The following is a 16,835-nucleotide window of genomic DNA, read 5'->3' as shown; positions in this document are numbered from 1 at the left end:
TCTAGAAACCATATCTGGCACCCAACTGGAACTGATAAGGGTTGCCGCTTAGGTTAGATACCCCGGCGTTGGTATTCACTGCGTATTTGTAATTGTTGTTAGTGGGGTCAAATCCAGCACGGGATAATAAGGCAGTAGCTCCTAAAGCGTGGTTAACGCCCCAATCTCTCTTCAGCATGTTAGCCACGTTAAACAGGTCGCAGGAAAGCTCCACGTATTGTTTCTGGAACGTTTTCATTTTGTAAGTCAAACGCATGTCAACAGTTCCATAGAAGGGGTTAACGCCACCATTGCGTTCGGCAACTTTACCGAAGCTATTGCGGATGTAATCCTTCATGCTATTCTCCACCTTGGGGTTATTTAAAATAGCATTAATTCCGTCTTTTAAGTATTGGGGAGTTTCGGCTTTGTTAGGATCAAAAACAAAAGCTAAATCGTTCGTTTCTACGAAGTCACCGTTGATGTTACCGTTAACAATCATCGAGTAACGAGTGCCGCTGAATCCTGAGAAGCGAACGCCCAGGTTAAAGCCATAGAACGAAGGGGTATTTCCGTATACGACTACCTTATTTCTGAAATGGTTGTCCGAATAATTCATTTTGTTCAATGTACGGGGATCGCCAGCCGTGTACTGAACCAAGGTGGCCGTATTAGCTACGTTTCCGTTGTACGAAGTATTATCCATCGTCTGGTTCCAGGTATACGAGGCTGCGATTTCGCCGTCCTTGTAGTATTTGTAGTTCGCATCCACTACTAATGCAGCCTGATTTACCTTCCCTAAGCTTTCCAGTTCCAGAATACGACCCACTTGGTCTGTTTTGCGGCCTAGCGTCCAGTTCTGAGAGCCGTTTGAAGTGTTAATGCTAGATGCAGGAACATACACTGGACGATTTCCTTCCTGTGATAAGGTGAAGAAAGGCTGGTCTACCATGTTTTTGTCGATATACGTGTAGTTATTACGAGCAAAAGACATGTAACCAGCGATACTCATGCGGAAATTGCGAGTAAAGAAGTGGCTATACGAACCGTTGATTTTGTATACCGTTGGTACTTTAGCATCCTTACCATTCATGTTAATGGTGTAGAGTTTCGGAACACTGGTGTTATTGACTAAGTCGACGCCCGGAGCCGAAGCGGGATTTTTACGGTAGGCAGGAAAATCGGGGGTAGGAACCAGATTTCCGGTTACGTCGATACTTACGATCTTACTACCATCGAATAACATATTGTTAATCATAGAGTAAGGGTTCAACGCCGATCCTAAAATACCACCGCCGACACGGATGATATCTTTACCGTTTTGATGGATGTCCCAGGTAGCCTGTACGCGAGGTTGTACCTGAAGCGTGGTTAGTTTATTATCGGTGCGTAAGCCCAGCGTGTTGAATACCGTCTGATTAAAGTTAGCCCGAGTCAGATAGTCAGTATAGTCGATACGAATCCCAGCGGTGATGTCCAGACCCGGTCTGATCGTCGTTTGTGCCTGAGCGTATACATTGGGACAAAGAATATCGAAGATGATGTTATGATTGTTATTCAGATATACGTCCCGCGTAAAGCGATAAGGGGCCAGATTATTGAAGGCTGTTAAACCAGTAAACCAGAAACGACCATTGGTTTCACTACCGTAAATCGAATTCTGTTTGGTATAGGTCAGACCCGCTCCAAACGTAAAGTTGAATTTGTTAGTATTTACATACAAATTGTTTACGAGCTGGATCAGGTGGTTATTGAAATAATCACCTCCATAGCGTTGACCACCGAGCTGAACGTTGGTATACAAGAATTTGGTAGTGTCACTCGGGTTAACTGATGCAATATTACCAACCGTTGCTCTCGGAATGTTATCCGAGGGTAACTGGGGATTGGCAAACATTTGGTTATACTCCCAAAAATGTTGCAACTTCAACTCGTTCGTCACTTTCGTATTGATGGTTGTTCGCAATGAACCCATCAAACTGTTCGTCATACTCTTACGGGTACTGTATACTTCATAGAGGTTAATAGTAGTGTTATCGCCGTCCGACTGGTTATCCATATCGTAAATGAAGTTATTACGAATCGTCAGCAGGTTTTTGGAGTTGAGCTGCCAGTCAATACGACCAAACAGGGCATGGGTATTTTTGAAGCGGTTAAACTGACCAAATTGCGGAGCATTGCCAACGCCGTATTTGCTACGGGCAATCTTTAAAAACTGATCTTCTGTGGCCTGGGTAATGTTGTACCGCAGAACATCGGCTGTGGTTTGAATCGGAGCAATCAATAGAGGTAAGGTACTTTCCTGACGATCCCAGGCCACAAAGAAGTGAGCTTTATCTTTGACGATAGGACCACCCAGCGAGAATCCGTACTGAGACGTATGGAAAGGATAGTTTCGAGGCTGTCCATTCAATCCGTAGCGGCTTGCAAGTCCATTGGTTCTTAAGAAGGTAAAGGCACTCCCGCTGAGGGTGTTAGTACCCGATTTGGTAACGGTACTAATGGTACCACCCCCTGCATTGCCATACGTAACGTCATATTGATTCGTAACCACTTGAAATTCCCGTACCGCTTCCATCGTAATGCTGTAGGCTCCGGCAGTTTGCCCCCCGGCAATGGTTCCCCTCGCAGCCATACCATCAATGGTGTAATTGGTAGCAGAGCCTAGTTGCCCACCCAAGCTATTACCCGTACTTAAGGGAGAAAGGTCTGAAAGAGTACTGAAGTTACGTCCGTTGACGGGCAGTCGATTGATGTCCTTGGCCGTTACCGCCGTGGCTGTCCCGATGTTTTCGATCTTGTTTCCTAAAGAAGTTGCAGAAATAACTACATCTTGCAACTGTTCCGTCTTTTCTGCCAACTGGAAGGAAAGCTGTAAAAGGTCCCCCTGGTTGAGTGAAAATCCAGTTTGTGTCTGGGTCGCCATTCCTACGTACTGAACCGTAACGGAATAAGGAGAACCCAGGGGCAATTCCTTCATGAGAAACTCACCTTTCTCATTTGAAATGGTAGCGGTCTTAAAACCAGTAGACTCATTTTTAATCTGTACGGTAGCCTTATCCAGGGGCTTGCCGTCCTGAGTCGTTATTTTTCCAGCAACACCCGCCAAATTGGTTTGAGCACTGGAAAAATGAGCAATAAACAGAATAAAGATTAATAAAAATTTGGGGAGATTGACCATGGTATATGCATGTTTATACTACGGCCCAAATATCCCCAGACAACATTTTTTAGATATTAATGATCTGTTATGTTACATTGAATTATTGACGTGCAATGTTTCCCCATTGTTTACAAAATGCCATTTCTAGTGAAAGAATAGGAAAAAATGGTAGATCGCTCTTGGTTTTGTACAATAGTTGACAAAAACTGGTTACAAGATTAGTCCGCGTTTCCAACGCGGATTCAGGGGAACAGCATCTGCGACGCTACCGCATGGTAAATACTATTGGCCAGCATCCACAACACGGTTGCGAATGCTGGCCAATAGTCCAACAAATTTACTCCGACCGCACCTCTAATAAACTTTCACTCTTCAGATACATCTGTTGCAAGGCCTGTAAGGTTTCAGGATTGGGGTTTTCCCAGAGTTCGCGTTTGGCGGCTTCGAGTAGTCGTTCGGTAATGGCATTGAGAGCCCAGGGATTACTTTGTTCAAAAAAATGCTGTAATCCGGGATCAAGAGCGTAGGTTTCGGCCACTTTTTCGTACATCCAGTCTTCCATGACCTGAGCCGTGGCATCGTATCCAAAGAGGTAATCCACCGTAGCTGTTAACTCCAGCCCGCCTTTATAGCCGTGCCGCTGAATGCTTTCCAGCCATTTCGGATTAACCACTCGCGAACGGAACACCCGCAGGGTTTCTTCTTTCAAATCCCGCACGACGGGCTGGGCTGGATTCTGGGAGTCACCAAAATAATGCTTCGGCTGCTGACCCGTCAGGCTACGAATGGTGGCAATCATTCCGCCATGAAATTGCAGGTAATCGTCACTATCGAAAATATCGTGTTCGCGGTTATCCTGGTTATGTAAGGCCACCTGAACGGTGCTGAGTCGTTGTTGAAATTCCTGTCGGGCGTCCACTCCCTGAGCACTTTTACCGTACGCGAAGCCCCCCCAGTTCACATAAGCCTGAGCAAAGTCGGCATCGGTTTGCCAGTTTTTTTCGTTAATCAGGGGTAATATTCCGGCTCCGTAACTCCCCGGAGCCGCTCCAAAAATGCGGAAGCTGGCCCGCTCTTCGGCTTCTTCAATGGGCAGTTCGGAAAGCTCGGCTAAATCGCGGAGGTAATGTTTACGAACAAAATTCTGCTCATCTGACTCATCCAGAGCAATAACCTGCTGGACGGCCTCGTCGATTAACTCAATCAAATGCGGAAAAGCATCCCGGAAAAATCCACTGATCCGGGTCGTTACATCAATTCGGGGACGCCCTAATGCTTCGATGGGAATGACTTCTACCGAAGTAATCTGCCTACTTTCAGCCTGCCAGATGGGACGAACGCCGAGCAGAGCCAATACTTCGGCTACATCATCGCCGTGGGTTCGCATCGCACTGGTGCCCCAAATGCTGATCCCCACACTTTCAGGATACGTGCCCGTTTCTTTTTTATGCCGATCCAGTACTTCGCGGGCCAGTTGCTGACCTACCTCCCAGGCCGCCTGTGAGGGCAGGGCTCGTGGGTCTACAGCGTAAAAATTGCGTCCCGTGGGCAGAATATGAGCCATGCCCCTGGTGGGAGCCCCACTAGGTCCAGCAGGAATGTAACCACCTGAGAGTCCATGTAACAAGTGATGAATCTCGTTTTCGGTCTGAGCCAGGTTGGGAATTAGTTTTGTACAAACGTATACTAAAATGGGCCTCAGTGACTGCAAGCTGGAAGCGTCTTTTAAAAACGTTTCGCTCAATACCTGATCAATGCGGGAAGGCTGAAAATGATACTTGGCCAGCAGCGAAAACAGATGCTTCCCTAGCTCGTCAATGGTTTCAAGGGCATCGGAAAGCGTGATGATGGGTCGGCTGGCTAAGGTCTGAAAATCAGCCCGAACGCTGGGTAATCGCTGCCCTTTAGGCTGATGTAAATCAGGCAAATCAAAAATCCGGGCGATGGTGTCGGGCAGGGATGGGTAATCCAGATTGGAAAGCCGCGTCATGGATTGCAGCATATCAACCAGAGCCTCGCCCTGCGGCATTTGTCCGAGCGTATGCAGTCCGTTTCGAATTTGGGCGGCCCCCAGTTCACACAAGTATCCGTCAATGTCTTCGATGAGGTGGGCAATGTCCTTACCTGCCATTTCCGTCAGCGTCACCGGCACGCCTTCCGGGGTTAGCTCATCGTCCCATTCGTGTTTATGATCGCCGTGATCGCGGCTGAGCATCGCAGAAAGATCCGCCTGCAAATTGGTCTGTTGAATTAACTCCCAGATTTGCCGTTGCAGCAAAGGCAGCTTGGCCGGATCGAGCGTTTCTACCTGATAATATTCATCGACCAACTGCGTTAACTGAGCCAGCTCGCCGTAGCTATCTGCCGAAGTCATGGGGGGCGTCAGGTGATCTACCACCACCGCGTGAGCCCGTCGCTTGGCCTGCGAGCCTTCGCCGGGATCATTAATGATGAAGGGGTAAAACAGGGGCATATCGCCCAGAATGGCATCGGGGAAACAGTTTTCGGAAAGACCAATGCCCTTGCCGGGTAACCATTCTAATGTGCCGTGTTTCCCTACGTGAACGATGGCGTCGGCCCGGTAACTTTCTCTGATCCAGCGGTAAGCTGCGTAGTAATGATGCGTGGGGGGTAAATCGGGCTGGTGGTAAATGGCATCCGGGTCCATGCCGTACCCCCGGGGCGGTTGCAATAACACCACCACGTGGCCGAGATCAATACCCGCCAGAGAAATACAGCCCTCGTGAACGTACGTTTCACCCGGTGGGGGTCCCCACTGCTTTAGCATTTTCTGCTGCAACGCTTCGGGTAACTCTTTAAACCAACCTTCGTAGGTTTTGGCCGGAATGCGGGCAATGGCCCGGGAAAGTTGTTCGGGCGTTAAGTAGGTTTCATCGTACGAACAGCGGTCAATTAATTCATGAATGAGCTGAGTGCCACTTTCTGGAAGATTATCCACGCGATACCCTTCCGCCAGCATCGCTTCCAGCATCTGCATTAAGGAGACCGGAGCATCTAGTCCTACCGCATTTCCGATCTGGGAAGCCTTGCTGTTGGAATTCGTAAAAATAAACGCAATTTTCTTCTGAGGGTTCGGGATGTAACGAAGCCGGGCCATTCGGTAGGCAAGTCCCGTGATGCGTTCCACCCGGTTTTCGACGGGCTCGTAATGCGTTACTTCCTTATTTTTTTCCTTGAATGAAAGCGGAACGGTAATGATTCGCCCGTCAAATTCGGGAATGGCTACGTTCATGGCCGTATCCAAGGGGCTTAACCCGCGGCTGGATAACTCCCAGGGAATGCGACCCATGCCGCTGGTAATGGCCTGAAGAATGGGTACATCCAGAGCCAGTAAACTTTCCTGCGGCTTATTACCCGTTGCCCGCACGTCTGTCATGGCGTAGGAAACCGTGTTAATCAGGGCATCAATCCGAACGCCCTGATTAAAAAAATCAAAGGCATAAGGTTGTCGGGTTTCAGGGTTTACCGTTTTTAAGGAAGAGGTATAAATGGGTAATACATTCACTGACTTTTCTTCCAGCGAACGAATCAGGGCATCAACAAAAGACGTGTTTCCACTGATCCAGTGGGAACGATAGAAGGTAATACCGATGGTAGGAAGCTGAGGCTGATAATACCGCTGCCAGTCACTCCATTCCGCATTTTCGGGTAATTCTGGATGGTAAATGCCGTGTTCGGGCAGGGTCAATGGAGCTTCCGATCCAAAACCTGTCATTAATAAATGATCGGCAACGTAGTACAACAGGGACGTTAAGTTAGCATAACCTCCCGCCTGTATATACGCTAATACGTCCTGTTGAATGGCAGGAGAAACGCTCGAAATCGCCGCAAATTCTGGGTTTAAATCGCCCGTTCCACTAATAACGATCAGGTGTTGATGGTGCTCTTTGGCCCGTTTAACCAGTTCACCAAAGCCCGGAATACTACTGGGGCGACCGTGAATCCGAACGATAATAATTTGAGCCGCTCCAATTTCCCGTTCCAGTAACTGAGCCATGTGGGCTTCGCTTTTGATGGCGAGCAAACTCATACCCAGGGTCTTCGGAAAATCATCGGATAAATCCTGCATCGCCCGACTCAGGGTTAATAAGTCGGTATCCGCGTGCGTGAGAAAGACGATTCCGTCCGTGGGGGATGGCGTAATACCCAGCAGCGTTGAGGTCTCCGAACCCTTCCAGGTATAATATTGAAATACAAATTCGCTGATTTCAGCCGGGGGCGTTAAGAACCGATCCGCCGCAATCATCGAATCGATGTAATCAAAAATTGCCCGGATGTGCCATTCGCTGTTAATCGAATGAAACCACACAGAATGTCCGTCGAATAGCAAGGTCGCTACGTTGGCCAGCGTGCAGGGGCCGAGGCAGCCGCCTTTGGTTAGGTGCACCTTGTTACGCATTTTCCGGCGAAGCCATTCTTCCTTATACACGTCCACCAGCACCGGGGCATACCCCCGGTCGGTGCGACCGCAACAGCAGGCGTTGTAACAATAGGATAAATGTCCGCGTCGCTGGACGATATTAATGGCTTTGCCATCGGGTCGCATGACCCGCTGCCGCTTGATTTCAGACATGGCTAGTAGTGAGGCGGCCCGATTGCTCAAGCCAGTCCATGATAAATTCGGGCTGCTCCGCCCAGTAGATATGAGCGTAAGTAGCTAATGTATTCTGATACTGAAAAAGTTTGGTAGTTACGGGGGCTCCTTTCGCCGAGGTGATCGTCGCAACCGAAGGTAACGATTCATCTTCCTGAATCTTGGAATAATGAAATTCATGCCCCCGAAATTCCCGGCCTTTCCAGTGCATCCGGCGATACCCCAGCGTTAACTTTCGGTTTTGCATGGTCGTCTGGTAAGGGAAAAGACCGACCATGTCAAACGTTTGATTGGCATCGTTGGTCATCCTTTTTCCCAAATACATCAACCCTCCGCATTCGGCATAAGTGGTTCCTCCGTTTTCACTGTAGGCACGAATGCTTTCCAGCATCGAACGGTTTTCACTTAACTTTTGGGCATGTAGTTCAGGATAACCGCCGGGCAAATACAGAAAATCCGTTTCGGGTAAAACGGCATCCTCAAGCGGACTGAAAAAGGTAAGATCAGCCCATGGTTTCAACGCCTCGAGATTGGCGGGGTAATAAAACGAAAAAGCCTCATCCTGAGCTACGGCCATTCGAAAGTGTTTGAATGGCCGTCCGCTGCTCCGTTGGAGAGTGGAAATTTCACGGTTGCATAGTTCCAGTAACCGATCTACCTGAACCGTTTGCGGAAGGGCATCGGCGATGCGTTGAATAATGGCTTCGTAATCGGTTTCCGAAGAAATATGTAAACCCAAATGCCGCGAGGGAATCTCAAAATCGGGGTTTGACGGTAAATAGCCGAGCACTTCAATGCCCACGTCTTCACTGGCTTCCTTCAAAAACTGGTAATGCGTTGGGGTATTGACGTTATTGAAAATGACCCCTGCGATCTGAATTTCGGGTTTAAAGTGTTTATATCCGTACAAAAGCGGAGCCGCCGAATAGGCCATGGCTTTGGCATTTACGACGAGAATGATGGGAATATTAAGTAAGGTAGCCAGGTGAGCACTGCTGTTTTGCATCCGATCCGATCCATCAAAAAGGCCCATGACGGCTTCACTTACGGCGATGTCCGACGGGCTGGCGTATCGGGTATATAACTCCTTTACGTGAGCTTCTGAAGAAAGAAAGGTATCCAGATTCAGGCTGGTTTTTCCGGCTGCCGTAGCGTGATGACGCGAGTCAATGTAATCCGGGCCACATTTGAAAGGTTGAACGCGGTAACCCCGTTGCCTCAGCACGCGGAGTAACCCCAGCGTCAGAGTAGTCTTTCCGGAGCCGCTGGAGGGAGCCGCAATCATGAAGTGTGTCACGTTCATTATACTCAAGTGCTACTTTAGTTAGAATTGATAACTGACTTATCAACAGTGTTTTTAGAACTACTGGTTAATGCCTTTCTGGCTTTTGAAATCTTTCGTTTCAGCCATTTCCAGGTTAAGACCAAACCCGTACTACTGGTAGCCATGCCCCCGAGTAATAAGACGATGAGCGTAATATCCCAAAGCGGTCGGCGGTAGAATAGAAAGCTAAAATCCAGGCTGTGCAAACCGTGATAGAGCCAGCGTTCGAGCCGGGTCAGGTTTTGATGTTTATAGACTACCTGACTCGTTTTTAAATCTACGTAATACCAGATTTGTTCCGGGGTGTCCAGTTTTACTCGTAAAATCGGTAATCGTTTTTCTCCGTTTTTCGAGTAATAGTAATCATCGTAAGCAGTAAGAATTTTTGTTTCCAATACCGGGCTTTGGGGATGCAAGGTACGAATGCTTTGCTCGATTGCCCCTGAATCAAAACGTTCAAAGGGATCTGCTCCCGTCTGATTCGCTAACAGAAGTCGGGTATGATGGTCGTCCTGAAAAGCCAGGTAATAGGGCTTACCGTTGAATTGAATCAACTGAATTTCTTTGATCGTTAAATCCTTCGACAACTTCTGAAAAGCATGGGCGGGAGTAACCGTGAAGAGTGTAGGGTTAAGCGGACCGCCCATCCACTGCCCGGTTTCTTTGAGAGAAAGTCGGCTGGAAGGGGCCCAGTTCCAGGGACTCATGGAAAATAATCCGCTCAGAACCCAGGTGAAAGCGAAAAAGCCAAAGATAAATCCGGTATAATGATGCCAGCGAAACCAGCGTTTTTTGTAAGGACTAAAAGCCAGTGAATCGGGATTTTTTCGTGTAAAACGAAGGAAGCCCATCCCAATGCCAGCCAGGCACATTACGCAGCCCACTACCGAAATCCAGATGACTACCTGACTCCAGACGGGCCGTTGCCGGATCAAAAAAGTCGGATAGATCCAGTGCGGAATGGGGCCCAGCCAGGCCAGGAAGCGTTGACGAGCCGTAACACTTTGCACGACTTCATTTGAAAAAGGGGAAACGTAGACATACGCACCGTCGTTCATTTTCAGTCGATACACTTCAGGCAGATAGCCCTGGTAGCGGTGGGCAGCCATCCACTGATCAATTTGGGTTAGTTTTTCGACTTGCCTGACTTCCGCTTTTGTCCAGTTTTGTGCTAATTTACGGGCTAAGGCTTCATTCCCGTAGGGCAGAACGGTAGCGGAATCAGCGTAAAGACTCAGGTGACAGTTTTGTAAAGTAATGATCCGGTAGACCGGACGATTCAATACCATGCCCAGACGGATAGATTTGATAGAATCACTGAGCCCTGCTTTTTCCAGAACTTCTGCCGGAGTAAGCAGACAGGTACTCCAATCTATCTTGGCCGTTTGCTGAAGCTTCTGATGGGATTTTAGGGTGGGATACGACACGTACATCATCATGATTCCCGACAGAAACCAGATGAGAAAAATCAGGCTCAGGGCAAACCCGAGATACCGATGAATCAGCCGTACCGCTTTAGTAAATCTTTTCACAGAACATGGCAAAAAACGCTGATTTTCAGACCAGCGGCTTAAGAGTTTAGAGTTGATAACTAATCGTGAGTAGGTAATGTCGGGTAGCTCCGGGATAAAACTGCCGGGTTAGAATTACGTTTGTAAAGTAACGTTCGTTGAACAGGTTATTCACATTGGCCCGAATACCTACCCGGCTCATCTGGTAACCCAGGGCCGCATCAACCGTTTTGTAAGCGGGTAATTGGTACGTATTGGCAGCGTTCGCGAAGGCCTTGCTCTGGAAGTTAAAGCCTGCTCCGGCATTTAAGCCTTTCAAAGTCGTTTGCTGAACGCTGTAATTAATCCAGGCATTCACCAAGTGTTTGGGAGCGAGAATAGCCGCGTTTCCGGCAACGGAATTTACCTCGGCACTGGCAAAAGGTAAATATTGAGCCTGCGTGAAGGTATAACCTGCCGTAAGATCAAGTCCGGCGACTGGATTACCCTGAGCTTCTATTTCAACCCCTTTTGATTCTGCTGAACCTATGCGTTTGAAGATACCACCGGACAAACTTTCCACCTGATTATCTTTCCGCATGTAGTAAATGGAGGCAGTGGCCGAAAACCTGGAAGATAATTCCAGTCGGGAACCCACTTCCGCCTGATAACCCGTTTCGGGATCGAAGGTCTCGCCGTTGGGGGCCACGCGACGGGAAGGCTTGAAGTAAGTTGAATAAGAAGCGTATACCGACAATGGTTCAATGGGTTGATACACCAGCCCTAGTCGATACGTCAGGGCATTACGAGCAATGGTTGAGGTGGCCCCGTAAGAGGTGACGTGACGTTCCCGATCCACCTGATCGGTATAATAATCTCCTTTGAAGAGGTCGTAACGTAATCCGATTAAGGCTTTGATTTTCTCGGAAAAACGGATGAAATCCTGTAGATAAATGCCGTGAACCGTTTCTATCGTAGCCCGGTAGTAAGTATCGTAATAGTTGAGGTAGCCCTGGTTTTCGATAGGGTTGACAACTGGAATTTTAGCAAACTTGCCGGGCCCATCAATTGTACCGTTGTACGTTTTTCGGTCCAGATAGTTCAGCGAATAGCCCAACAATACTTTCTGCGAAATTTTGCCTGTATTCCAGTCATAGGTTAACTCCAACTGGTTTTGGAGGGGTTTGGTCAGGTGATTGAAGTAATAGGGGAACGAGCGGGTAATGGAATCGAGTCGGGAATTGAGGCTTAATTCTTCCGTTGAGAAATAGTCAATGTTATCATCCGAATAGGAAAGCTGATTCGAGAGTTTCAGGTGGGGCGTTAACTCCCGCACGTAACGAAGCTGGAAATCCGTCCGTGTGTGTTTTAGAAAATCAGCAGGATCATTATAGCGAGTCGTGACATCCATGCCGGGTACCAGAGCCCCGCCTGCCAGTACTGGAATGCCTGAATCGGTTCGGTAAACATCCTTGTTGGCTCCCACGGCAAGATAAAAGTAATCTTTGCTGGTGGGCGTATATTCCAAAGCTACGTACGCATTATTGGTAGCCACACCCGCCTGCCGAAATCCGTCGGTATCAGACACGCCAAAATCCATGCGGTAACGAAGTTGGGTGTTGATGGAACCACCCGCTCCGGCCCGCATGCGGCGGGTATTAAAGCTCCCGTAGCTGGCCGAAAAATTGGCTCTGAAATCAGCCGTGGGTTGTTTACGAACGATGTTAATGATACCCCCTAAAGCCGAGTGCCCAAAAAGTACCGAAGCGGGGCCTTTTAAAACTTCGATCCGTTCGACATTGGCGAGGTTGGTGTTGGGTGCACTGGTGGAGATGTTATGCCGCTCATCGCGAACACCGTCCACCAATAACACAAAGTTGCTGAAACCCCGAATGGTAAAGTGTTGAAAACCACCGTAGGTATTATTGGAACGCACACCCGTGGTATTTTTCATGGCATCGCCCAGATCGTCAATGCCGCGTTGTTCGATGGTTTTGACCGTAACTGAACTGACTGACAAAGGCAAATCACGAATGGGAACGTCGATTTTGTTAAGGGCTGAAAACGAACGGTTTCGCTGACTGGTAATGGTTACTAACGAGAGCTCGTGCGTTTTTTGATTGAGCTGATAACGTAGTGGCAGACGTTCGCCGGCTTTCACCGTTACCTGAGTTTGATATGCTTCATAACCCACCCCACTGATGGTTAGCGTATAAGTACCGGTAGGAATGTTTAGTAGCTGAAAACTACCCTCGGCATCCGTGGTAACGCCAAAAGTAGTGGCCTCCAGGCGAATGGAAATGCCGGGTAAGGGTTCTTGTTTTTCGGTTTCAACGCGGCCTTCGAGTGAACCGTTTTTTTGTTGAGCGTAACCCTTTAGGCAGACGCTAAGAATAAATGCCAGGGTAGATAAAATGATTTTACTACTCAATCGTGAAGTAGAAGTGGGGAGCATAACTTTTAACAAAAAGGTTAAAAGCTCTCGGCTTACCTTCCAGTCAATCAGAAATCAGGGAAACAGAAGAAGTCAGTAGAGTTTACGTATAGACGCGACGGTGCATGCACGTCTGTGCCTACCATCCATAAACTCCCCTTTGACGACGCTCTAACCCGTGAAAGCATGATCAGCTAAGAATAAAGGCAGGTCTCCTGACTCGTCCCCTCCCAGACGCCTTCCCATATCGTAACGATACAGTGGCTTTATTGTAAAGGAGTTGTAGGTTTTGGGTTTTGAGTTTTGGGTTTAGAGTTAACAAACGAACCCTAAACTCAAAACCTTAAACTCAAAACGTTACCGGAACTTACAGTTGCACGACAGTTCGTGATTTGCACACGATTCCCTATTAATCTGCAGTTAAGCAGAACCTTTTTCCGTGGAAAAATGAAGTAAAGAACTTGAATGAGGGGACAAAAGTAGGGTATAATTCAGCCGTTTATGGATTTACATTCAATAATAAATTTTCCAGGTAAGGTCTGAACCTTAAAAATAATCGTACTTTCGCGGCTCAATTGGTGCCTTTTCTGCCCGTCAGAAGAAGCTTAAAAGGGAATCCGGTGCAATCCCGGAGCAGTACCCGCTGCTGTAATTTCTACTTAGTTTACAGTTTGCCGTTTACGGTTTTCAATTAGTTTACTACTAACTGAAAACGGCAAACTAAAAACGGACAACTAAGTAAACTCTAAACATCAATGCCACTCCAGCGTGCTGGGGGAAGGCGTTTGGAGTGGAAAGAGCCAGAAGACCTGCCTGTTGAACATACCATTCATGCTTTCGGGAAGAAAGGCAGGAGGCTTCAAATGCTTAGGAGGTGTTTCCACCTCTGTCCTGTTTCCCGTGTATACATTTAAAAGGGAAACAAATGATCAATCCTTTATTACTCGATTCGCTGGTGTTGGGGATACAACATTCCTTTGAACCCGATCACATGGCCGCCGTTTCCGTGTTGGCCAGTGAAAGAAAAAAAGGCCAGCTTTGGCGAGTCATCTGGCGGTCTTCGCACTGGGCTTTGGGGCATTCCTTTACGCTGATTCTCTTTGCCTGTCTGATTCTGCTGCTGAAATCCCAGATCTCGGAAGAGGTGGCTTCCTACGTGGAGTTTCTGGTGGGCCCTTTAATGATCTGGCTGGGGGTAGTAGCCATCCGGCGAAATTTTGTTCCGGCACCCATTCAAACGCCGGAAGAGGCCAAAATCAGCCGTTCCTTCGGAGTAGGCATGATCCACGGATTGGCCGGAACGGGAGGAGCCTGTACCGTAGCGTTGACCCTGGCGGCCAAAGATGCCAGCACCGCCGTCTGGATTATCATTCTGCAAAGCCTCGGCATTATCGTAGCGATGACTTTGTACGGTTGCATTCTGGCTTTTTCGCTGAAGCAGGTCGTGCAGCGGGCCGAGAAAGCCCTGGTAATCATCAATTATGCCGTAGGTATTTTCTCCATCCTCATTGGATTCGTAACCCTTTACGAATCTTTTCAGTAACCCTTAGCACTTTTTTCCCCTTTTTCATTTTATATATTTTTACATGCGTTTTACGCCTTATTCGCTGGGACTGGCTCTGCTGGCTCACCAGGCTTTAGCTCAAACTCCGGCTGATTCCAGCCGCAATCTTAATCCGGTGGTGGTAACGGCTACCCGTTCCGAAACCCGACTGGATCGCATTCCCCAAACGTTAAAACTGATTAATCGGACGGATCTGGACTTAACACCTGCGAACGATCTGACTGACCTAGTTAAAAAAACGGCGGGCGTACAGGTGATTCAGTATCCGAACCTTTCCTCGGGGGTGGGAATCCGTGGGTTCCGTCCGCAGTTTTCGGGCTTGAATCAGCGGACGTTATTACTCATTGACGGTCGTCCGGCGGGAGCGACGAATCTTTCCACGATTCAGTTATCAGCCATCGACCACATTGAAGTTCTGAAAGGTCCTGCTTCGGCCTTATACGGTTCACAGGCCATGGGAGGGGTGATTAACGTGATTACCCGTCGTTCGAAGGGAACGCCTACCGGAAACGCTTTTGCCGAATATGGTAGTTTTCAAACGCTTCAGGCTGGTTTTTCTTCGGGGGGTAACCTGACCAGCAAACTCGATTACGATTTATCCTTCGCTTATTTTGAACGGGGAAAAGATTACAAAATCGGGAAAGACAACTGGCTACGAAATGCGTTCGGTTTTAAAAACGCCGTGAAGTATTACGCCAAGGGTACGAGTGAAGAAGTAGATGATCGTCGCGACGATGGCCAGACGCGGCCCTACACCCAATTGCGGTATTATTCAGGAGCGTTGCGATTAGGATACCAGATTGCGGAAAACTGGCGGGTAGACGTTCGCGGCGAAAGATTCCAGGCTCGCAATGTTCAATCCCCCGGTGACATTGCTTACGGAATTACGGAAGCCAGCAGTAAGGATGTTGAGCGGGCTTCGCTGGAAGCTTCCTTAACCGGACAAATCGGTGCTCACCAGCCTAGCCTGAAGGTGTTTACTGCCGATGAGGCGAATAATAACTATACCCTGAATGCTTCCGGTAAACCCGTCATCCCTTACCGCTCGAATCGCACGGCAAATGCCTGGTCGGGTTTACAGGTGAAAGATGTGTGGAAGTTAGGACAGCATTCGCTGGTGCTGGGTTATGATTATACCAATGCCTCGACGCAGGGTCGCCGCTGGAGTGATGCTACAACCGAGCGTGCTCCCACGCAGCCCGATTATGCTCTGATTTCTTCGGCTTTTTACGCCCAGGCAACGCTGAACGTTGATAAACTAACGATCCAACCCGGCCTGCGTTGGGATCAGATTACTTTTGATGTCAAGCAAACCCCTTTATTAACGTCGTACCGGGCGGGGAAGAAAACCAATCCCTTCCTGAGTCCTAACCTGGGGGTGACCTATCAGTTGCCTCAGCATTTAAGAATCAAAGCGACTGTAGGGCGTGCCTTTGTAACCCCCGATGCTTACAATGTAGCGGGGTATTCTGAAGCCCGAACCACCGCCGGGAAAATTGCCGTAACCAGCGGAAACCCTGACTTAGCGAATGAAAGTAGCTGGAGCTGGGATGTGGGGGTGGATTACCAGCATCAGGGTTTCTACGCTAATGCAACGTATTTCTCTACTCAGGTGAAAAACCGCATTGCTCGCGTCGTACGGACGGTAAATGAGCCGCTTGGCAATGGGGATGTGATTGTTTCGAGAACTACGTTTATTAATGCCGCCGATTCGGATATAAACGGTCTGGAAGCGGAGGCGGGTTATGACTTTGGTTATAATCAGAAACACGCCCTTCGTCTTTTTGGTAACCTGACAACGATGTTCAAAGCTCAGGAGGTAATTGTCGGAACGGATGAATCCCGGACGGAACGGATGATTGCCAATGTAGCGAAAACCAATGTCAATTACGGACTGGAATTTGATAACCGTAAAAACCTGCGTCTGCGATTAACGGGCCGCTATGTCGGTACCCGCCGCGACATTGATTATACAGATGCCTTGAATCCGGAAATTGAGTATACGCCATTCATGGTGGTTGATCTGGTGGCTGCGTATACGCTTGAGAAAAAGCACACACTGACTTTGTTACTCAATAACCTAACAGACGAAAACTACTACGAAAAACGCGGTTATAACATGCCCGGCCGGAGTGTTTCGTTACGGTATGCCCTTCAGTTTTAAAGTACTGCTTGTTTTGAGTATGAAAAGGCCTTTCCCATTGGGGAAGGCCTTTTGTCTTAGTAATAAACGTTTGGTAAGGATATTAATGGTTTGATAGTTAGC

7 protein-coding genes and 2 riboswitches are annotated in these 16,835 nt (G+C 48.2%); of the genes, 2 read left to right on the top strand and 5 right to left on the bottom strand.

Features of this window, described 5'->3' with window-relative positions; genetic code table 11:
* Window position 1: 1 nt before the first annotated feature.
* From QE390_RS23530 to QE390_RS23510, 5 genes are all read right to left on the bottom strand, one after another.
* Entirely contained in the window at window positions 2–3,160 is a 3,159-nt protein-coding gene (locus QE390_RS23530; protein ID WP_307144162.1) for a TonB-dependent receptor, read from the bottom strand.
* 319 nt (window positions 3,161–3,479) lie between these two features.
* Window positions 3,480–7,736 (bottom strand): cobaltochelatase subunit CobN, encoded by a 4,257-nt coding sequence (locus QE390_RS23525; RefSeq protein ID WP_307144161.1) that lies wholly within the window; start codon window positions 7,734–7,736, stop codon window positions 3,480–3,482.
* The gene (locus tag QE390_RS23520; protein ID WP_307144160.1) at window positions 7,729–9,060 is read right to left on the bottom strand and encodes a cobyrinate a,c-diamide synthase; all 1,332 of its coding nucleotides are present in this window, start codon (window positions 9,058–9,060) and stop codon (window positions 7,729–7,731) included. Before QE390_RS23520 ends, QE390_RS23525 begins: the two co-directional genes overlap by 8 nt.
* 17 nt (window positions 9,061–9,077) lie before the next feature.
* Window positions 9,078–10,613 carry a PepSY domain-containing protein gene (locus QE390_RS23515; protein ID WP_307144159.1) on the bottom strand — a complete coding sequence of 512 codons (1,536 nt, stop codon included), beginning with the start codon at window positions 10,611–10,613 and terminating at the stop codon, window positions 9,078–9,080.
* Between the two features lie 46 nt (window positions 10,614–10,659).
* Entirely contained in the window at window positions 10,660–13,026 is a 2,367-nt protein-coding gene (locus QE390_RS23510; RefSeq protein ID WP_307144158.1) for a TonB-dependent receptor, read from the bottom strand.
* Between the two features lie 166 nt (window positions 13,027–13,192).
* Window positions 13,193–13,455: riboswitch (cobalamin riboswitch) on the bottom strand.
* 109 nt (window positions 13,456–13,564) lie between these two features.
* Window positions 13,565–13,837, top strand: a riboswitch (cobalamin riboswitch).
* A 93-nt stretch (window positions 13,838–13,930) separates the two neighbouring features.
* Here QE390_RS23510 and QE390_RS23505 point away from each other — a divergent pair.
* Window positions 13,931–14,548, top strand: a complete 618-nt coding sequence (locus QE390_RS23505; RefSeq protein ID WP_106635969.1) for a cytochrome c biogenesis protein CcdA — start codon at window positions 13,931–13,933, stop codon at window positions 14,546–14,548.
* 43 nt (window positions 14,549–14,591) lie between these two features.
* Window positions 14,592–16,733: a TonB-dependent siderophore receptor gene (locus QE390_RS23500; protein ID WP_307144157.1), complete on the top strand. Its 2,142-nt coding sequence runs from the start codon at window positions 14,592–14,594 to the stop codon at window positions 16,731–16,733.
* Window positions 16,734–16,835 lie beyond the last annotated feature (102 nt).

Origin of the sequence: Siphonobacter sp. SORGH_AS_1065, from assembly GCF_030818595.1 — a bacterium.
In the GTDB taxonomy this organism is placed as follows: Bacteria; Bacteroidota; Bacteroidia; order Cytophagales; family Spirosomataceae; genus Siphonobacter.
The sequence above is the reverse complement of the archived record's forward strand: the minus strand, read 5'-3'. Positions and strand labels throughout refer to the sequence as shown.